Genomic DNA, 16,512 nt, shown 5'->3' with positions numbered 1-16,512 from the left:
ACTATGATCGAGATATATACAGACGGAGCATCAAGCGGTAACCCGGGTCCGGGTGGTTATGGGGTAATTTTACGATCGGGCAAGCATTATAAAGAGCTGTCGGAAGGGTTTCGTAAAACTACCAATAACCGCATGGAGCTGCTTGCTGTAATTAAGGGTTTAGAAGCCATAAAAACCCTGAACCAAAATGTAATGATCTATTCCGATTCAAAATATGTGATCGATTCCATAGAGAAAAAGTGGGTATACGGCTGGTTACAAAAGGGTTTTAAGGACAAAAAGAACAAAGACCTTTGGTTACGTTACCTGGATGTAAGCAAGCTGCATAACATCAAATTTACCTGGGTACGCGGCCACAATGGGCACCCCGAAAATGAGCGTTGCGACCAATTAGCCGTTGCCGCCGGGAAACAGAAAGAGCTTTTGATTGATTCTGTTTTTGAGATGGAAAATGCGAAGGTGAATTTTTTATAGGTTTAGTTGTTAAAGACTACCTTGAAATGGAGTTTGTGGCTATAAAATTACTTCGCGCCCAACTCAATGATCTCCATATCGTGGATTTTGTTACCTGTTATACTGAACCTCATTAACGTGCGTACTTTTTGCCAGCCTTGCTTACCAGCTGCACCCGGATTAATGTGCAGGCAATTGATCTTTTTATCAAATATTACTTTTAAAATATGGGAATGACCGCATATAAATAGCTGTGGTGGGTTGTTATAAATTTCGGGCTTTACCAGCGGACTGTATTTATCCGGATAACCACCTATATGTGTTATCCATAAATCCACCTCTTCGCATTTAAACCTTAAATTTTCGGGGTAAGTTATTCGTACATCCTTGCCATCAATATTACCGTAAACCGCTTTAAATGGCTTAAAGGCGGCGAGTTTATCAGCCACATCAATATTACCAATATCGCCGGCATGCCATATTTCGTCACAGTTTTCAAAGTGTTTAAAAACAGCATCGTCAAGGTAACTGTGGGTATCTGATATTAAGCCTATTCTTACCATCGTTTAAAAATTAAGAAAATATGGCTGTAAAAGTTTTTGGTATTCGTCTGTGTAGATGCCCGCAGCCTTGTAAATGATCAATTCAGTTGCATCAGCAGCAACATTATTAAACCCAATACATATAATTGCCCTGTGGGCCTGTGAATGGGCGTAAGATTGAACACAGATGGTTTTTTGAAGATACATCCCCCCGGCTGCTGCTAAAGTCGTTACCATTTCGGCAATATTAACAGGTAATATTAAACAGCAGCTACCATTTGGTGTTAAATGCCGGGATACATTTTTTATCAGCTGCTCGAAAAAATCAACATCAGTATGTTTAGCCAATGCCTTTTTTGCCCCAGGCGATTTTAATGAGTCAATATAAAAGGGCGGGTTTGAAACTATCAGGTCATATTGTTTTTCCGGATGCTGTTTAAAATAAGCTTCAAAACTTAATGCATAAAGCTTTAGTCGTTTTGAAAATGGGGAAGATTCAAAATTTATGTTTGCGGTATCAGCCGCTTGTGCATCGATTTCAACGGCGTCAACATGAGCATCATTAAATTTTTGCGCCAACATTAAAGCAATTACCCCGGTGCCTGTACCTATATCCAATATAGTATTGGCAGTATCACTAACAGCTAAAGCAGCTAACAAAACCCCATCTGTATTGATCTTCATGGCACAGCCACTTTGGTCAACACTAAATTGTTTAAATTGAAAAACGCCAGCCATCGTTATTTCTCATAAAACTCAATAGGCAACCCATCCGGGTCGGCAAAAAAGGTAAAGCGTTTACCGGTAAACTCATCTGTTCTGATAGGTTCAATAGCTATTCCGGCGGCTTCAATATGGGCTGCGGCTTGCGCTACATCATCAACTTCAAAAGCTAAGTGGCGTAGTCCAGCTGCCTCTGGCCGGGATGGCCTTGCAGGCGGATCAGGAAATGAAAAAAGCTCGATCTGGTATTGGTCGCCCACTTCCAGATCAAGCTTATAAGAGTTTCTTTCCTTGCGGAAAACCTCCTGTAGTATTTTTAAACCAAGTACCTCACTGTAAAAATGTTTGGACTTTTCATAGTCTGCACATATAATAGCTATATGATGTACCCGGTTCAGCTTAAGCATTATGCGCCTAATATTTCGTGCAATACGTTATTGTAAACCATTTTAATATCGGTGATGTTACCAAAAAGCTCTTCATCAATATTCAGGTTTCCATTGGTAACCGTTCCAAGCATGGTAAAATCAACCTCGCTGGTTGCCATCATTTCAATAAAACGTTCCTGATCATCCGGTGCTATACTTACCACTACCCTGCCCTGTGCCTCACCAAAAAGAAAAGCATCTTTACGTATAGAGCTGTCAGTTTCAATTTCAAAGCCCAAGCCGTTTGGCATTGCAGATTCAACCAGGGTAACGTACAAGCCACCATCAGACACATCATGTGCCGACTGGATAACCTTATGCTGGATCAGCTGTTTTACTACCTGGTGCATTGCATATTCTTTATCAATATCAAAATATGGTGCCGGTGCTTTAAGTATTTTATGGTATGATGCTAAGTATTGCGATGAAGCAATGTCATTAACCGATTCGCCAACTAAATAAACAATGTCGCCGGGCTGTTTAAAGTCTGATGTCATAAAGTTCGACAGGTCATCCATAACTCCAAGCATACCTATAGTAGGCGTAGGAAATACCGGGCCTTCATCTGACGACTGGTTATAAAAACTCACGTTACCACCTGTAACCGGGGTTTCAAATTTACGGCAGGCTTCGCCCATACCTTTAATGGCACCCACAAACTGCCAGTAAACTTCGGGCTTGTAAGGGTTACCAAAGTTAAGGCAATTGGTTATAGCAACCGGCTCGCCACCGGCACAGGTTATGTTACGTGCGGCTTCGGCAACGGCTATTGCCGTACCTTTTTGCGGATCGGCATACACATATCTTGAATGGCAGTCAACCGTAATAACAATGGCTTTATCGGTATCCTTAACCGCAACTACAGCCGCATCACTCGGGCGGTTGGTGGTCATTGTTGATGTACCGATCATTGAATCGTACTGGTCAGTTACCCATCTTTTTGATGCAATATTTGGATGGCCTATTAAGTGTTCAGCAACAGCGATCAGATCAGCTGGTTCCTCAACATCTTCAATTTTAAATTTCTGGTTCTCTGCAAAGTAAGCAGGTTCGCGGTATTCGCGTTCGTAAATAGGTGCGCCACCGCCTAAAACAAGGTCAAAGGCAGGTACATCGGCAACCATTTCGCCATTCATGTAATAAACAAGGCGTTGGGTATCGGTTACTTCACCAATAATGGCACAATTTAAATCCCATTTATCAAAAACAGCTTCTACATCTTTTTCACGGCCTTTTTCAACCACAATAAGCATGCGCTCCTGTGATTCAGAAAGCAGGATCTCGTAAGGTTTCATGTTTTCCTGGCGCATTGGTACTTTATCAAGGTAGATAACCATACCATGCTCGCCCTTGGCAGACATTTCAGAGTTTGAGCAGATAATACCCGCCGCACCCATATCCTGCATACCTATAACGGCACCTGTTTTTATTACTTCTAAGGTAGCTTCAAGCAATAGTTTTTCCTGGAAAGGATCACCAACCTGTACAGCTGGCAGATCGTTAACAGAATCTTCTGTAATATCCTTAGATGCAAAAGCCGCACCGTGTATACCATCTTTACCCGTTGCCGAACCCACTATGTAAACCGGGTTACCCACACCATACGATGTTGCGGATACGGTTTCGCCAGCTTTCACAATCCCTGCCGAAAAAGCATTAACCAGCGGGTTAACGTTATAGCATTCATCAAAAAACAATTCGCCGCCAACGGTTGGGATACCAAAGGCATTACCATAATGGCTGATTCCTTTAACCACACCCTTTATTAACCATTTGGTACGGTCAAGGGTTAAATCCCCAAAGCGAAGTGAGTTTAGCTGTGCAATTGGCCTTGCACCCATGGTAAATATATCACGGTTAATACCGCCCACACCTGTTGCAGCGCCCTGGTAAGGCTCTAATGCCGATGGGTGATTATGCGATTCGATCTTAAAGGCGCAACCTATGCCGCCGCCCAAATCAACTAAACCAGCATTTTCCTCACCTGCTTTAGCCAGCATACGCGGGCTATCCTTTGGTAAGGTTTTTAGCCAGGTGATAGAGTTTTTGTACGAGCAGTGCTCACTCCACATTACCGAAAAAATAGACAGTTCGGTAAAGTTGGGCACGCGCCCTAATATTTCTTTTATACGTTCAAATTCTTCGGGTAGTAAACCTAAGTCTTTAGCGGTTTCAACGGTGGTTAATTCCTGGTGCTCCAATGTTAATATTGTTTTCTGAAAGGATGCACAAAATTAAGAAAAAAGGTGAAAGGAGAAAGGTAAAAGGCGAAACGTTTTTGCAGGGAAATTCAAACCCTATTTTGCTAAGTGGTGGTAGCTCTTTATAGGCTGATGCTTTTTGTGCATTCTCCATTCTTTTAAAGAAATGGCTTTGTTATTGATTACATCGTAGTAGCTAACTGCATAAGTATGGCTGTTAACTTTATACCAATCATAGGTAAATAGCCGCTCTCCTTTTTCTTCACTTATCGTCACATAATAGCAATCATCTGTTTTGTTTGGTATATTTTGAATATAGGCTTTCAAAAACACAGATAAGTGTAATTTTTTGCGAGTTTGATTTTCCTTTATAACTTCCGGGAGCGAATTAATCAATTTTAAAACTTGTTTTTCCTTCCTGTTTGTCCCTTTAAAATCCTGTGCATTTATACCAACAGATACTAATATCAATAAAGTAACTACAACAACCGTTTTATTCATGATTGAGATGATAAATTTAAAAAATCCGGCTCATAGTTTTAAAGCTATGAGCCGGATGCTTGTGACAAGGTTTGGTTTTTATTCAGATACTTGAAAATTAATGGGGATAGTATATTTTACACGTACGGGCTGCCCGTTTTGTGTGCCGGGTTTCCAGGCTTTTGCCAATTTTAATACGCGCAGGGCTTCTTCGTCAAAACCATGCCCAGCTGGCCTGTCAACTGTTATATTTGAAAGGCTGCCATCTTTTTCAATAACAAAACTTAAATAAACACGGCCGCTTACCCCTTCTTCCTGCGCAACAGGTGGATATCTCAGGTTTTTACTTAAAAACTTAGCCCATGCGTTGGCACCGCCAACAGGTTCGGGCATAAAATCAAGTCCGTTCAAAGTGTGTACACTTTCATCAGGTGCAACGCCCGTACCACCCGGAGGATCAACTGGCGTAGCATTAATTGCTGTTCCCGTTCCTTTAGTGGTTTCGGTACCTATTGCGCCTTGTATCTGTGCATTTACAACGGGCTTTTCTGCCTTGGCATCAACCACTACAACCGGTGGCACATCCCTTGTGGTAGGCGCTGCCGGCGCTGGCGCCTCTGCCTTTAATGGTTTGGGATCGGCAGGTTTCTCAATTTTTTTGATGGGCGGAAGCGGTTGCGGTAATACAATGGGTTTATTTACAACCTCTACAATGTGATAAACAGGTTTCACAGTTGTAAAAACTATAACAGCACCGCACATTAATGAGATCCCTAAAAAGGTAATGCCCATTGCTTTTACCATGGTACTGGCATAGTGCTGCCTTAATTCGTAAGCGCCGTACTCTTTGTTACGGTTGTCAAATACAAGATCGAGCCACTCGGACTTGTACAAATCAAATTTTGAGATAAGCATAGTGATTGAAATTAAATTTTCTATTATAACGCTACGGCAATATTTGTTATTGCAACATTGTTACTTTTAGAATTATTTCAATCAACTGAATATAAACTTATTAATATTGACAACTAAAACTATAGTTTATTAATAAAATCATATTTAAATGCAACATTGTGTATTTAAACTACCACTTATCAGTCACCACTTTTTTTACGATTTCTGCTTTTTTCGGCGCGGGGGCATTGGTCATATACAATTTTAATTTTTCGCCAAGCTTTTTGCTGAACGCCCCTGTTTGGTCAAGGTAGCCGGTGGCTTCTTTTTTATCAAATTTTACATATACGTTTTCGAGCGGGATGCTTATGCCCTGTTGGGGTACAAAATTGCCGTACCTGTCTTTCTGATAAGGGGTAAATACAAAATCAGTTAACCAGTACCGGTATTTATGATCCTTACACTCAATGGTTATGTTATAATCAATCTCCCCGGTTTCGTGCTTTACAAAGGCGGCATAGGTTAAAAACTTATCGGCAATACTGGTGCTGCCCTCGCTCTCTTTTGTTTTTATTTTAGGATATTCTGTCCGTACAAATTCTGCCGCGTTTGCTTTTAAACTATCTAACGGGGTATGCGGCATATCAACCACCTGGTAATAAATATACTTATTATGCTCATCCATAGCCAGTAAGTTTTTTTGTGCACTGGCAAGTTTGGCAAACAGAAAAAGTACTGCGATCAATAATATTCTTTTCATGGTATAAATATAAATATAAAGCCGCTGCCATAAATGGCAACGGCTTTAAAAATAACAAATTGACTGATTGATTAGAATGCGTAAACCGCAGCAAGCACAAATTGTGATGCATGGTTAGTTGCAGCTAAACTGCTATCAGTAAATGTTGCAGGGAACTTGTCGCTTTTGCTATCAAACCTGATCTCGGGGATGATAGTTAACGGGCCTGCTTTAATGTTTGAAGTTATGGTAATGGCTTTAACATCGCCGCCATCATCTTTAACTTTAAAATACTCACCTCTTAAACCAAAGGTAACAACTTTTGAAACTGCTAACTGAGGGTAAAGAGCTACGCCTTCAAAACCACCACCATTGTTTGGTGCTGAAAATGTTGCGCCGTTTAAGCCTAATTTAAAGGCATCTGTTATTTGATAGGTAGTTGTAAGGTCCACTTCTGTGCCTGAGTACGATCCGGTAACTAAGTTAACGTAAGCTGTCCAGCCTTTAACCGGGGAAACCATTAACTGCGCCCCAAAGGTTGATACATCGCCAGATGCTGTTGCTGCACCCGCAGCTGTATTTCTGTATGAAGTATAAGTATTCCAGTAGTTATTAAAAATACCAGCCATTAAGCTTACTTTATCGCTGAAAGCATAAGTAGCCTTGAAACCAGCATTCTGGAACGGGCCGTTGGTAAATAAATAAGAAGTAGAATAGTTAAAGTTTCCTGTCGGAGAAATTACTTCATAACCAACAAATGTTGCCATGTAACCAGCTGTAAGGTTAAATTTATCGGTAACATCGTAAGAAACATACAGGTTTTGGATATGGTATCCTGATGTAGGGATAGATTGATCACTACGCGGACCAAATGACAACTCGCCTACAAATGATGCCTTGCCTACTTTTTTCTTCAGGCCCAGATCGATCATACCTACTGAAACCGAGTTATTCTCATTGGCAAAACTGGTTGGAATGTTTGGGTGACCAGAAAAATCGGCTTTGTAATAAGTATCAACAGATCCTGAAAACACCAGCGGCGGATCTACAGCTGCAGCTTTACCAGTATCGGCTGGCATTGCGGCTGGAAAAGCGGCTGCATGGGCTTTAAGGGTGAAGAAGGATGCAGCAAGTACAGATAAGAGTAGAAATCTTTTTTTCATGATAAGTAACGGATTTTGATTAGTTTGGTTGATTTGAATTATTTAGTTTGATTGATTGATAATTTAAAGCACAGTAAATCCCGTCTGAGCTATAATGCAAGTTAGCTCAGCAGGTATTTTTAGTAAATTGGTGTCAGTGTAGTAACGAAAAACCCTTGTGCGGTTGATATAAACGGTGGGGTAGTAATCAGGATCAACTAACCAACCGCACAAGGGCGTATTATGGATTGTAATATTGTATTAAGCTGTTACTTTAGTGCCTTTTTCAAACAGGCCGCTTAAGCTAACATCTTCGTCTTGCGGAGGGTAAACTTCAATACCGTGGTCAAATACATCTAAACCACCAACACCAAGTTCACCATGCTCTTCGATACGTAATTTCCAAGGATGGCCTAATTTGTTTATAGCAAACATCATAACAAATGTTACCACAAATACAGCAATCGCAATGGTAAATGTACCTATTAACTGTGCTTCAAGTACGCTGGCACCGCCACCGTAAAACAAACCTGTAACCGGGGCTGAGTTATCAGCACCTGTAGGGCCTGTAGCACCGTACTGGCCTGATGCAAATAAACCTAATGAGATAGTTCCCCACAAACCAGCAAAACCGTGCACAGAAACTGCACCAACCGGATCGTCAATACGGAACCACTCAATTAAATAAATACCTGCAAATACTATAAAGCCTGCAACACCACCTAACATAATGGCGCCAAACGGGCTAACCCAGTAGCAAGGGCATGTAATAGCAACTAAACCTGCAAGGAAACCGTTAACGGTAAAGCCTAAATCAAATTTACCTTTAGTTCCGCCCCACCATAGTGCAGCAAACATAGCTGTCATACCACCGGCACAGGCAGCAAGGGTTGTGTTGGCAGCAACGCGGCCAATACCTTGTCCGTCCATTGCTGATAATGTACTTCCCGGGTTAAATCCGTACCAGCCGAACCATAAGATGAAACCACCCACAGCAGCAACTAATAAGTTATGTCCTGGTGGCATTCCACCTTTCTCTTTATCATCACGTTTAAATACACGGCCTAAGCGTGGGCCTAAAACTATTGCCCCGGCTAATGATGCTATACCACCTATAGTGTGTACTACAGTTGAACCTGCAAAATCGCGGAAACCCTGGCCTAATGACGGCAAGAAATTACCTGCAGAACCCATTAACGCTAAGAAACCATCCGGTCCCCAGGCCCAGTGACCAATTATTGGGTAAATAAAACCTGTGATACCAATACTGTAAAGAATATCTCCGCGGAAACTGGTACGACCGATCATAGCACCAGAAACGATAGTTGAACAAGTATCAGCAAAAGCATACTGGAAAATCCAGTGAGCCAAAACAGGGATACCTGTAGCTTCGTAAGTAGCAGGAGTATTTTGTAAAAAGAACCAGTTGGTAATAGTTTTACCATCGGCGCCTAAACCACCCCAGCCAATAAAGCCGTTACCGTGGCCAAACATAAATGCATAACCTACAGCGTAAAATAAAATACCGCAAAGGCAAGTATCAAAAACGCACTCCATTAAAACGTTAACCGTTTCTCTTTTACGCGCAAAACCTGCTTCAAGCATTACGAACCCAGCCTGCATACCAAACACAAGGAAGGCAGCTACTAAAGTCCAAACAGTGTTCACTGTGTTCATCATGGTTGTTTCATGTGCCGTATAAACTTCGGCAGCAGCATGTGCTTTTGTACCAAAGAAACCAGGCAAAATCATCATTGCTAATACAACAAGCCCTAAGCCTATCATTTTTCCAGCAAAGATGGTAGCACCCAGCGCCCATTTCTCACGTGTCAGTTGTCGGACTGAACTGAGCAAGTTTACTTTTGTAAATTTTACTTTCATTGTTTGTTTAGTTTAATTTAGTTTGATTGATATAATTATTTAAGGTGAATAAGCGAAAGCAGGGGAATATCTATTTGAAACTTATAATTATTGCATTTTTTTTATTAAAAATTGAATAATTATATATTTTTTATAAATATTTCCATGAAAATATGGATGAATTTTAATAAAACCAAATAAGTACACAATAAATTAACATGAAAAACATAACTTTTATTAAAATAGCAAAAACAGCATAAAATTTAACTCTTTTTTTGAATATTTAGCAATTACAAAAGTTAGAGATAAGTTTTAGATGTGATTTTTTTTAAATAATTGCTTAATTACTACCAAAAAGAAACAATTAAGGTTATTTTATGTCGTATAAATACCAATAAATGTTAAAAAAAGCTGATTATTTGATAAAAATTAACTTTAAACTTAAAATAACCAATAATTTCAAGCAATTTTTCAGAAAAAAATCAAAGATTATATTTATTATTAAATACACCTATTTATAAAGGATAATTATATTTTTGATGTAAAACCTTTAATAAAAATCCATTCAATGGCTAATTTCCGTTTTCAGGCATTACAATCAGTGCTTACACGCAGCATCCCCGAGGTAAAGTTTCCTTCGCATAAAATTTCAGATTTTTTTGGCGCAAATGTTTTTGATAAAAAAAAGATGAAGGAATTTCTTTCGTCTGAAGCTTACCAGGGTATTGTTAATTCTATTGAAAAAGGTGAACCCATTCCGCGTGATATGGCCGAGCAGGTTGCTTCCGCCATGAAATCATGGGCTATGGGTAAAGGTGCAACTCACTATACGCATTGGTTTCAACCACTGACAGGCTCAACAGCCGAAAAGCACGATGCATTTTTTGAACCGACAGGCGACGGCGGTGCGATAGAAAGGTTTTCGGGCGATGCGCTTGCCCAACAGGAGCCTGATGCCTCAAGTTTCCCGAGCGGAGGCATCCGTAATACATTTGAGGCGCGTGGCTATACCGCCTGGGATCCATCCTCCCCTGCCTTTATTATGGGGCGTACCTTATGTATTCCAACCGTATTTGTTTCTTATACCGGCGAAGCGCTGGATTATAAGGTACCTCTATTAAAAGCATTAAGCGTTTTAGATAAGGCAGCTGTTGATGTATGCCACTATTTTGATAAAAGTATTGAAAAGGTTAATGCCTCATTAGGCATTGAGCAGGAATACTTTTTGGTTGATATAGCCTTATTTAATGCCCGCCCCGATCTTTATTTAACAGGTCGTACTTTATTCGGGCACATGTCTGCCAAAAACCAGCAGCTGGAAGATCATTATTTTGGTTCGATCCCGGAGCGTGTTTATGCTTTTATGCAGGATATGGAAACCGAGGCCTTATTATTAGGTATCCCCTTAAAAACACGCCATAACGAGGTTGCGCCTTCGCAATTTGAGTGTGCCCCAATTTACGAAGAAATTAACCTGGCCATAGATCATAACCAGCTGTTGATGGATTTGATGGACCGTGTTGCCAAAAGACATAACTTTAAAGTACTGCTGCACGAAAAGCCTTACGCAGGCATCAATGGATCAGGCAAGCATAACAATTGGTCGATGATAACCAATACAGGTAAAAACCTGTTATCGCCGGGCAAAACGCCAAAAAATAACCTGATGTTCCTTACTTTTTTTGTAAACACCATCAGGGCGGTTCATGAACATGCCGATCTGTTAAGGGCATCAATAGCATCTGTTAATAACGATCACCGCTTAGGTGCAAATGAGGCACCGCCGGCAATAATATCTATCTTTTTAGGTACACAGCTCAATGATGTGCTTGATGATATTGAAACCTCAAGGATCAGTAAAAAAATAAAAGAGGATGCTTTATTATGGCAGGGCATCCCAAAAATCCCACAGATACTACAGGACAATACAGACCGTAACCGTACCTCCCCTTTTGCATTTACAGGAAATAAGTTTGAGCTAAGAGCGGTTGGGTCATCAGCCAATTCGGCCAGCCCTATGACCATTTTGAACCTGATAGTAGCCGATCAGCTTAAAAAGTTTAAATATGATGTGGATAAGCTGATCAAAAAAGGCGAAAAGAAGGATGTTGCCTTATTGATCGTGATCAAAAAGTATATCAAAGAATCAAAAAGCATCCGCTTTGAAGGTAACGGGTACAGCGACGACTGGGAAAAAGAAGCAGAAAAAAGAGGCCTGCCAAATATAAAAACCACACCAAGGGCACTTGATGCTTTAATATCCGACAAAACAGATTTCCTTTTTTCGGATACGGGTGTATTTTCAAAAAGAGAGGCGCATGCGCGCCATGAAATTTTATTGGAAAGCTTTTTCAAAAAATTACAGATTGAGGCACGCGTTATTGGCGAATTAGGTATAAACGTTATTTTGCCCGCAGCAATAGCCTATCAAACCAAACTGATTGAAAACGTGAAAGGATTAAAAGACCTGGGGCTTGATAAGGATACCTATAAAGCACAGCTGGACCTGATCGTAAAAATATCTGAACATGTAAACCTGATTAAATCAAACATTGAAGAAATGGTTGATGCCCGTAAAAAGGCCAATACCGTTGATGATATACGCGACAAGGCTATTGATTATGATGAAAAGGTAAAACCATTTTTCCAGCCAATCCGCTACCATGTTGACAAACTGGAGCAATTGGTTGATGATTCATTATGGCCGCTGCCAAAATTCAGGGAATTGCTGTTTATCAAATAAAACAGCTCATCAAACTAAAAAGAGGCGTTTTACTTAAAGTAAAACGCCTCTTTTGTTATGTTGCTAAATGGCAGACCATTTTATGCATGGGAGAACAGATCTGCTTCCCGGTGCTGCCTGATAAATTCTTCGCGGTATTTGGCAAGCAAGGTAGATTTTGAAATAAAGCCAACAAATACTTCATCTTTAATTACAGGCAATTGCCATACATCCAGTTTATCAAATAGTTCCATAGCGCTGCTTACCGGGTCTTTATAATCAATAATGGCCGGCGGCACTACCATAATATCAGCAACAGTACTATCCTGGCTAATATCACTTACGGTATCGAATATCTGCTTACGGATCTGATCCAGCCAAACCACACCTTCAAGCATTTTATCATTATCAAGCACGGCAAAAATATTAGCATTGCTGGCCGACAACAATTTATAAAGATCCCTGATCCTGGTATCCTTACTTATGGCAATAAATTGTTTATTGATCAGGCTATCAAGCGTAAGGGCATTGAGCATATCATAATCCTGATCGGGATGAATGTTTTTTTCATGGATCAGTTCGTGCCAGTACATGTTATGCGGGTTAAATAACCGGGCTATAATATAAGAGATGGATGCAACAATCATCAGCGGGATAAACAATACATAGCCACCGGTAATTTCGGCAATCAAAAATATAGCGGTCAAGGGTGCATGTAAAACACCGCTTAGCGCACCCGCCATACCAACGGCCACAAAGTTACTGGTACTTAAATGTACCAGCCCGGTTTGGTTTACACAATAGGCCACAAATAAACCCAAAAATGCACCGGTAAACATGGTAGGTGCAAATGTACCACCATTACCGCCTGCACCAATGGTAATGCCCGCTGCAATAATTTTCATAAATATAAGGCAGGCAATAAATATGGCCATTACTACCGGGTATGAAAGCCACGATGCAAATAATGATTCTTCTTTTAAGGTATTGATATCGCCGTTCAATATGGCCTGCAAATAATGATAACCCTCGCCAAACAAGGCAGGGAATATCATAATGATGAGGCCTAAAAATAAACCACCTGCCAATGCCCGCACATAACGGTTTTGTTTTTTAAGAATTCCTTTTTCTAAAAAGCCGCCTACTTTTGAGATGTAGACCGAGATCCACCCGCTAAATAAACCTAATACAATGTAAAAAGGCAATGCCCTAAGCTCCCAGCCTTCGGTAACCAGGTGAAAGAGCTGACCCGAATACAAAAGCTTTGATACCACCACCCCAGTTGCCGATGCCATTAATAATGGTATAAATGTGGGGATACTTATCTCGCCCAACAAAATCTCTAACGAAAACAGCACCCCGGCAATAGGGCTGTTAAACACAGCTGCGATACCTGCCGAAGAGCCTGCGGCCAGTAATACAGTTTTTTCATAGTCGCTCAGGTTAAAAAATTTACCTGTATTTGAACCAATGGCTGCTCCTGTGCTTACAATTGGCGCCTCTAACCCTGATGAACCGCCAAAACCCACCGTTAACGAGCTGGTAATTAAATGCGAATAAATATTATTATACCTGATGTTTGAATGGTTTTTTTTAATGTTGACCAGGATGTTGCCTATCCCCTTTTGAATTTTATCGCGGTTAATAAGGTGCTGGTAAGCAACCGTTAAAAAAATACCCAGTGCAGGTAAAAAAACATAAATGATATGGTATGGCAGATGCGAAGAGATATTCCGGCTGATCTCTTCCATGGTATGTACCAGGAATTTTAGCGCAACAGCAGCTAATCCGGCAAAAAAACCAACAAAAACGCTGCAATAAATTAAAAAATTTCGCTGGCTATTTTGTCGTAATCGCCATTTTTTAATTTTATAGGACACTGTTTTTAACATAATTCAAAGGAGAGAGTGCACAAAATAACGGTTTTTATGCCATAACACAGTATATTTGACCCATGATTTCTTCGCAAAGATACGATCAAAGGGGTGTTTCGGCTTCAAAAGATGACGTACATAATGCTATTAAAAATATTGACAAGGGTATTTTCCCAAAAGCATTTTGCAAAATAATACCTGATATATTAACTAAAGACCCCGCGTATTGCAATATTATGCATGCTGACGGCGCTGGTACAAAATCGTCTTTAGCTTATACTTACTGGAAAGAAACCGGTGATATTTCTGTTTGGCGAGGTATTGCACAGGATGCTATTATTATGAATATTGACGACCTGCTTTGTGTTGGTGCCGTTGATAATATCCTGCTGTCATCAACCATTGGCAGAAATAAGAACCTGATACCCGGCGAAGTTATTGCTGCTATTATTAATGGAACAGAAGAAGTGCTGGCCGAACTGAGGGATGCCGGTATTGGTATTTATTCAACCGGTGGAGAAACTGCCGATGTTGGCGATTTAGTACGTACCATTATAGTGGATTCTACCGTTACCTGCCGCATGAAACGCGACGACGTAATATCAAACCACCGCATAGAGCCTGGTAATGTAATTGTAGGCCTGGCATCGTATGGACAAGCTACTTACGAGAAGGAATATAACGGCGGTATGGGCTCAAACGGCCTTACCTCTGCAAGGCATGATGTGTTTAACAAAACTATCGCCGATAAATTCCCAGAGAGTTATGATGCGGCAATCCCTTACGACCTTATATTTTCGGGATCAAAAAACCTTACCGACCCCATAGCTATCGGCGATGGTAAATTTATTACCGCAGGTAAGCTGGTATTATCGCCAACGCGCACCTATGCCCCTGTTATTAAAACTATTTTAGATAAATATCGCAGCCAGATAAACGGCATGGTGCATTGCAGTGGCGGCGCACAAACCAAAGTGCTGCACTTTATTGATGACCTGCATATCATTAAAAATAATCTTTTCCCTGTACCCCCACTATTTAAACTGATACAGGAAGAGTCAAAAACCAGCTGGCAGGAAATGTACAAGGTATTTAACATGGGCCACCGTATGGAGCTTTATGTACCCGAAGAGATAGCTGCTGATCTGATCAGCATATCAGAAAGCTTCGGCATAGCGGCACAGATTATTGGCCGTGTTGAAAAAGCCGATAAAAAACAGGTAACCATAACATCGGAGTTTGGTGAGTTTGTTTACAATTAAGTTTTAAAAATATTCTGCATAAAAAAACCCTGCTTAAATTGAGCAGGGTTTTTTGTTTTATATAAACTATTGCAATTATTGAGCAACAATTTTTTTAATGGTTTGACCTAAGTCGTTAGCCACATAAATATTACCGGCAGGATCAAGCGCTACACCTGTAGGGCCATTTAATGCACTTGATAAAGTTGCATAACCTGAACCGGCTATTGAAGTTACGGTACCGCCTGATATTTTACGAACCAGGTTGTTAACCGCATCAGCCACATAAACATCACCATTAGCGTTAACTGTTAAGCCGCTTGGGTAATAAAAGGTTGATGCATTTGCTGCACCGCTTACATTACCTGCTGCACCTGTACCGGCAAAAGTTGTTACTACACCAGCAGGGCTTATTTCGCGTATCAGGTTATTACCTGCATCAGCTACATAAACGTTACCTGATGCATCAACAGCTACGCCTCTTGGGCCGTTGAATGATGCAGCAGCACCTGTTCCGTTAACTGCACCGGCAGTTGTTGAACCAGCCAACGTGGTTACAACACCAGCAGGCGTAATTTTGCGGATCTGGTTATTTAAAAAATCAGCCACATAAACGTTTCCGGTTGCATCAACAGCAACACCAGATGGGCCGTTAAAAGTTGCTGCAGTACCTGTACCGTTAGCAGCACCTGATTTACCACCCGCTAAGGTAGTTACAGCACCTGTTGCAACAGTAATTTTACGGATAGCGTTATTGCCATAATCAGCAACGTAAACATTATTGGTTGCATCAACAGCAACACCGGCAGGAGCATTAAACAATGCAGACACACCAATAGCTGTAGCGTTAGTTGAACCTGCAACCAGGGTACCAGCTAAGGTAGTTACAGCACCAGCAGGGCTAATTTTACGGATCTCGTTATTACCCTGATCGGCAACATAAAAATTACCGGCAGCATCAGAAGCGATGCCTTGTGGATAGTTAAATGTTGCTACAGAAGCTGCACCATTTGCAGAACCTGCAACTCCGCTGCCTGCAAATACACTTAATACACCTGTAGTGCTGATTGCAGTAGGGCCTGATTTAGCAGGGCTATCCTTTTTACAAGCCGTAAATATTAAGGCTGGCAATAGCACAATAGATGCGATAGCTATAGTATTATTAAATTTATATCGTTTCATATATTATCTTTTGTGTTAAAACTTTCGTCAA

The 16,512-nt window shown here is 40.7% G+C and carries 14 protein-coding genes; 3 read left to right on the top strand and 11 right to left on the bottom strand.

Annotation, left to right across the window (positions count from 1 at the left end; translation table 11 throughout):
* Positions 1-3 precede the first annotated feature (3 nt).
* Positions 4-474: a ribonuclease HI gene (gene rnhA / locus ACQY4U_RS10165; protein WP_428329285.1), complete on the top strand. Its 471-nt coding sequence runs from the start codon at positions 4-6 to the stop codon at positions 472-474.
* A gap of 47 nt (positions 475-521) precedes the next feature.
* Here the strand turns inward: rnhA and ACQY4U_RS10160 are convergent, their stop codons facing one another.
* From ACQY4U_RS10160 to ACQY4U_RS10120, 9 genes are all read right to left on the bottom strand, one after another.
* Positions 522-1,016, bottom strand: coding sequence for a metallophosphoesterase family protein (locus ACQY4U_RS10160; RefSeq protein WP_428329284.1), 495 nt, complete (start codon positions 1,014-1,016; stop codon positions 522-524).
* Positions 1,017-1,019: 3 nt separating this feature from the next.
* Entirely contained in the window at positions 1,020-1,733 is a 714-nt protein-coding gene (locus ACQY4U_RS10155) for a tRNA1(Val) (adenine(37)-N6)-methyltransferase (protein WP_428329283.1), read from the bottom strand.
* Positions 1,734-1,735: 2 nt separating this feature from the next.
* On the bottom strand, positions 1,736-2,125 hold the full coding sequence (gloA2, locus tag ACQY4U_RS10150; protein ID WP_428329281.1) for an SMU1112c/YaeR family gloxylase I-like metalloprotein: 390 nt from the start codon (positions 2,123-2,125) through the stop codon (positions 1,736-1,738).
* The gene (purL, locus tag ACQY4U_RS10145) at positions 2,125-4,347 is read right to left on the bottom strand and encodes a phosphoribosylformylglycinamidine synthase subunit PurL (RefSeq protein ID WP_428329280.1); all 2,223 of its coding nucleotides are present in this window, start codon (positions 4,345-4,347) and stop codon (positions 2,125-2,127) included. Before purL ends, gloA2 begins: the two co-directional genes overlap by 1 nt.
* Positions 4,348-4,443: 96 nt before the next feature.
* Positions 4,444-4,848 carry a hypothetical protein gene (locus ACQY4U_RS10140; protein WP_428329279.1) on the bottom strand — a complete coding sequence of 135 codons (405 nt, stop codon included), beginning with the start codon at positions 4,846-4,848 and terminating at the stop codon, positions 4,444-4,446.
* Positions 4,849-4,926: 78 nt separating this feature from the next.
* The gene (locus ACQY4U_RS10135) at positions 4,927-5,742 is read right to left on the bottom strand and encodes an energy transducer TonB (RefSeq protein ID WP_428329278.1); all 816 of its coding nucleotides are present in this window, start codon (positions 5,740-5,742) and stop codon (positions 4,927-4,929) included.
* 169 nt (positions 5,743-5,911) lie between these two features.
* Positions 5,912-6,481, bottom strand: a complete 570-nt coding sequence (locus ACQY4U_RS10130; protein WP_428329277.1) for a DUF4468 domain-containing protein — start codon at positions 6,479-6,481, stop codon at positions 5,912-5,914.
* A 71-nt stretch (positions 6,482-6,552) separates the two neighbouring features.
* Positions 6,553-7,623 (bottom strand): porin, encoded by a 1,071-nt coding sequence (locus ACQY4U_RS10125; RefSeq protein WP_428329276.1) that lies wholly within the window; start codon positions 7,621-7,623, stop codon positions 6,553-6,555.
* Between the two features lie 240 nt (positions 7,624-7,863).
* Positions 7,864-9,483 (bottom strand): ammonium transporter, encoded by a 1,620-nt coding sequence (locus ACQY4U_RS10120; protein WP_428329275.1) that lies wholly within the window; start codon positions 9,481-9,483, stop codon positions 7,864-7,866.
* Between the two features lie 547 nt (positions 9,484-10,030).
* Between ACQY4U_RS10120 and ACQY4U_RS10115 the strand changes: the two genes are divergently transcribed.
* Complete coding sequence (locus tag ACQY4U_RS10115) at positions 10,031-12,205, top strand: glutamine synthetase III (RefSeq protein ID WP_428329274.1); 2,175 nt, start codon at positions 10,031-10,033, stop codon at positions 12,203-12,205.
* Positions 12,206-12,285: 80 nt separating this feature from the next.
* Here ACQY4U_RS10115 and ACQY4U_RS10110 read toward each other — a convergent pair whose 3' ends face one another.
* Positions 12,286-14,076 (bottom strand): chloride channel protein, encoded by a 1,791-nt coding sequence (locus ACQY4U_RS10110; RefSeq protein ID WP_428329273.1) that lies wholly within the window; start codon positions 14,074-14,076, stop codon positions 12,286-12,288.
* A 62-nt stretch (positions 14,077-14,138) separates the two neighbouring features.
* On the opposite strand from ACQY4U_RS10110, the gene ACQY4U_RS10105 reads away from it, so the two are divergent.
* The gene (locus ACQY4U_RS10105; RefSeq protein WP_428329272.1) at positions 14,139-15,320 is read left to right on the top strand and encodes an AIR synthase related protein; all 1,182 of its coding nucleotides are present in this window, start codon (positions 14,139-14,141) and stop codon (positions 15,318-15,320) included.
* Between the two features lie 75 nt (positions 15,321-15,395).
* Here the strand turns inward: ACQY4U_RS10105 and ACQY4U_RS10100 are convergent, their stop codons facing one another.
* Complete coding sequence (locus ACQY4U_RS10100; protein WP_428329271.1) at positions 15,396-16,481, bottom strand: NHL repeat-containing protein; 1,086 nt, start codon at positions 16,479-16,481, stop codon at positions 15,396-15,398.
* Between the last annotated feature and the right edge of the window lie 31 nt (positions 16,482-16,512).

The sequence above is a fragment of the Mucilaginibacter sp. genome (assembly GCF_965277465.1).
GTDB lineage: Bacteria > Bacteroidota > Bacteroidia > Sphingobacteriales > Sphingobacteriaceae > Mucilaginibacter.
The sequence above is the reverse complement of the archived record's forward strand: the minus strand, read 5'-3'. Positions and strand labels throughout refer to the sequence as shown.

Bases quoted from the DNA above. Each gene is read 5' to 3' on its own strand.
- ACQY4U_RS10140 (WP_428329279.1), bottom strand. From the start codon at position 4,848: ATGAATAAAACGGTTGTTGTAGTTACTTTATTGATATTAGTATCTGTT.
- ACQY4U_RS10155 (WP_428329283.1), bottom strand. From the start codon at position 1,733: ATGGCTGGCGTTTTTCAATTTAAACAATTTAGTGTTGACCAAAGTGGC.
- ACQY4U_RS10115 (WP_428329274.1), top strand. From the start codon at position 10,031: ATGGCTAATTTCCGTTTTCAGGCATTACAATCAGTGCTTACACGCAGC.
- ACQY4U_RS10105 (WP_428329272.1), top strand. From the start codon at position 14,139: ATGATTTCTTCGCAAAGATACGATCAAAGGGGTGTTTCGGCTTCAAAA.
- ACQY4U_RS10125 (WP_428329276.1), bottom strand. From the start codon at position 7,623: ATGAAAAAAAGATTTCTACTCTTATCTGTACTTGCTGCATCCTTCTTC.
- rnhA (WP_428329285.1), top strand. From the start codon at position 4: ATGATCGAGATATATACAGACGGAGCATCAAGCGGTAACCCGGGTCCG.
- ACQY4U_RS10135 (WP_428329278.1), bottom strand. From the start codon at position 5,742: ATGCTTATCTCAAAATTTGATTTGTACAAGTCCGAGTGGCTCGATCTT.
- gloA2 (WP_428329281.1), bottom strand. From the start codon at position 2,125: ATGCTTAAGCTGAACCGGGTACATCATATAGCTATTATATGTGCAGAC.
- ACQY4U_RS10110 (WP_428329273.1), bottom strand. From the start codon at position 14,076: ATGTTAAAAACAGTGTCCTATAAAATTAAAAAATGGCGATTACGACAA.
- ACQY4U_RS10120 (WP_428329275.1), bottom strand. From the start codon at position 9,483: ATGAAAGTAAAATTTACAAAAGTAAACTTGCTCAGTTCAGTCCGACAA.
- ACQY4U_RS10130 (WP_428329277.1), bottom strand. From the start codon at position 6,481: ATGAAAAGAATATTATTGATCGCAGTACTTTTTCTGTTTGCCAAACTT.
- ACQY4U_RS10100 (WP_428329271.1), bottom strand. From the start codon at position 16,481: ATGAAACGATATAAATTTAATAATACTATAGCTATCGCATCTATTGTG.
- ACQY4U_RS10160 (WP_428329284.1), bottom strand. From the start codon at position 1,016: ATGGTAAGAATAGGCTTAATATCAGATACCCACAGTTACCTTGACGAT.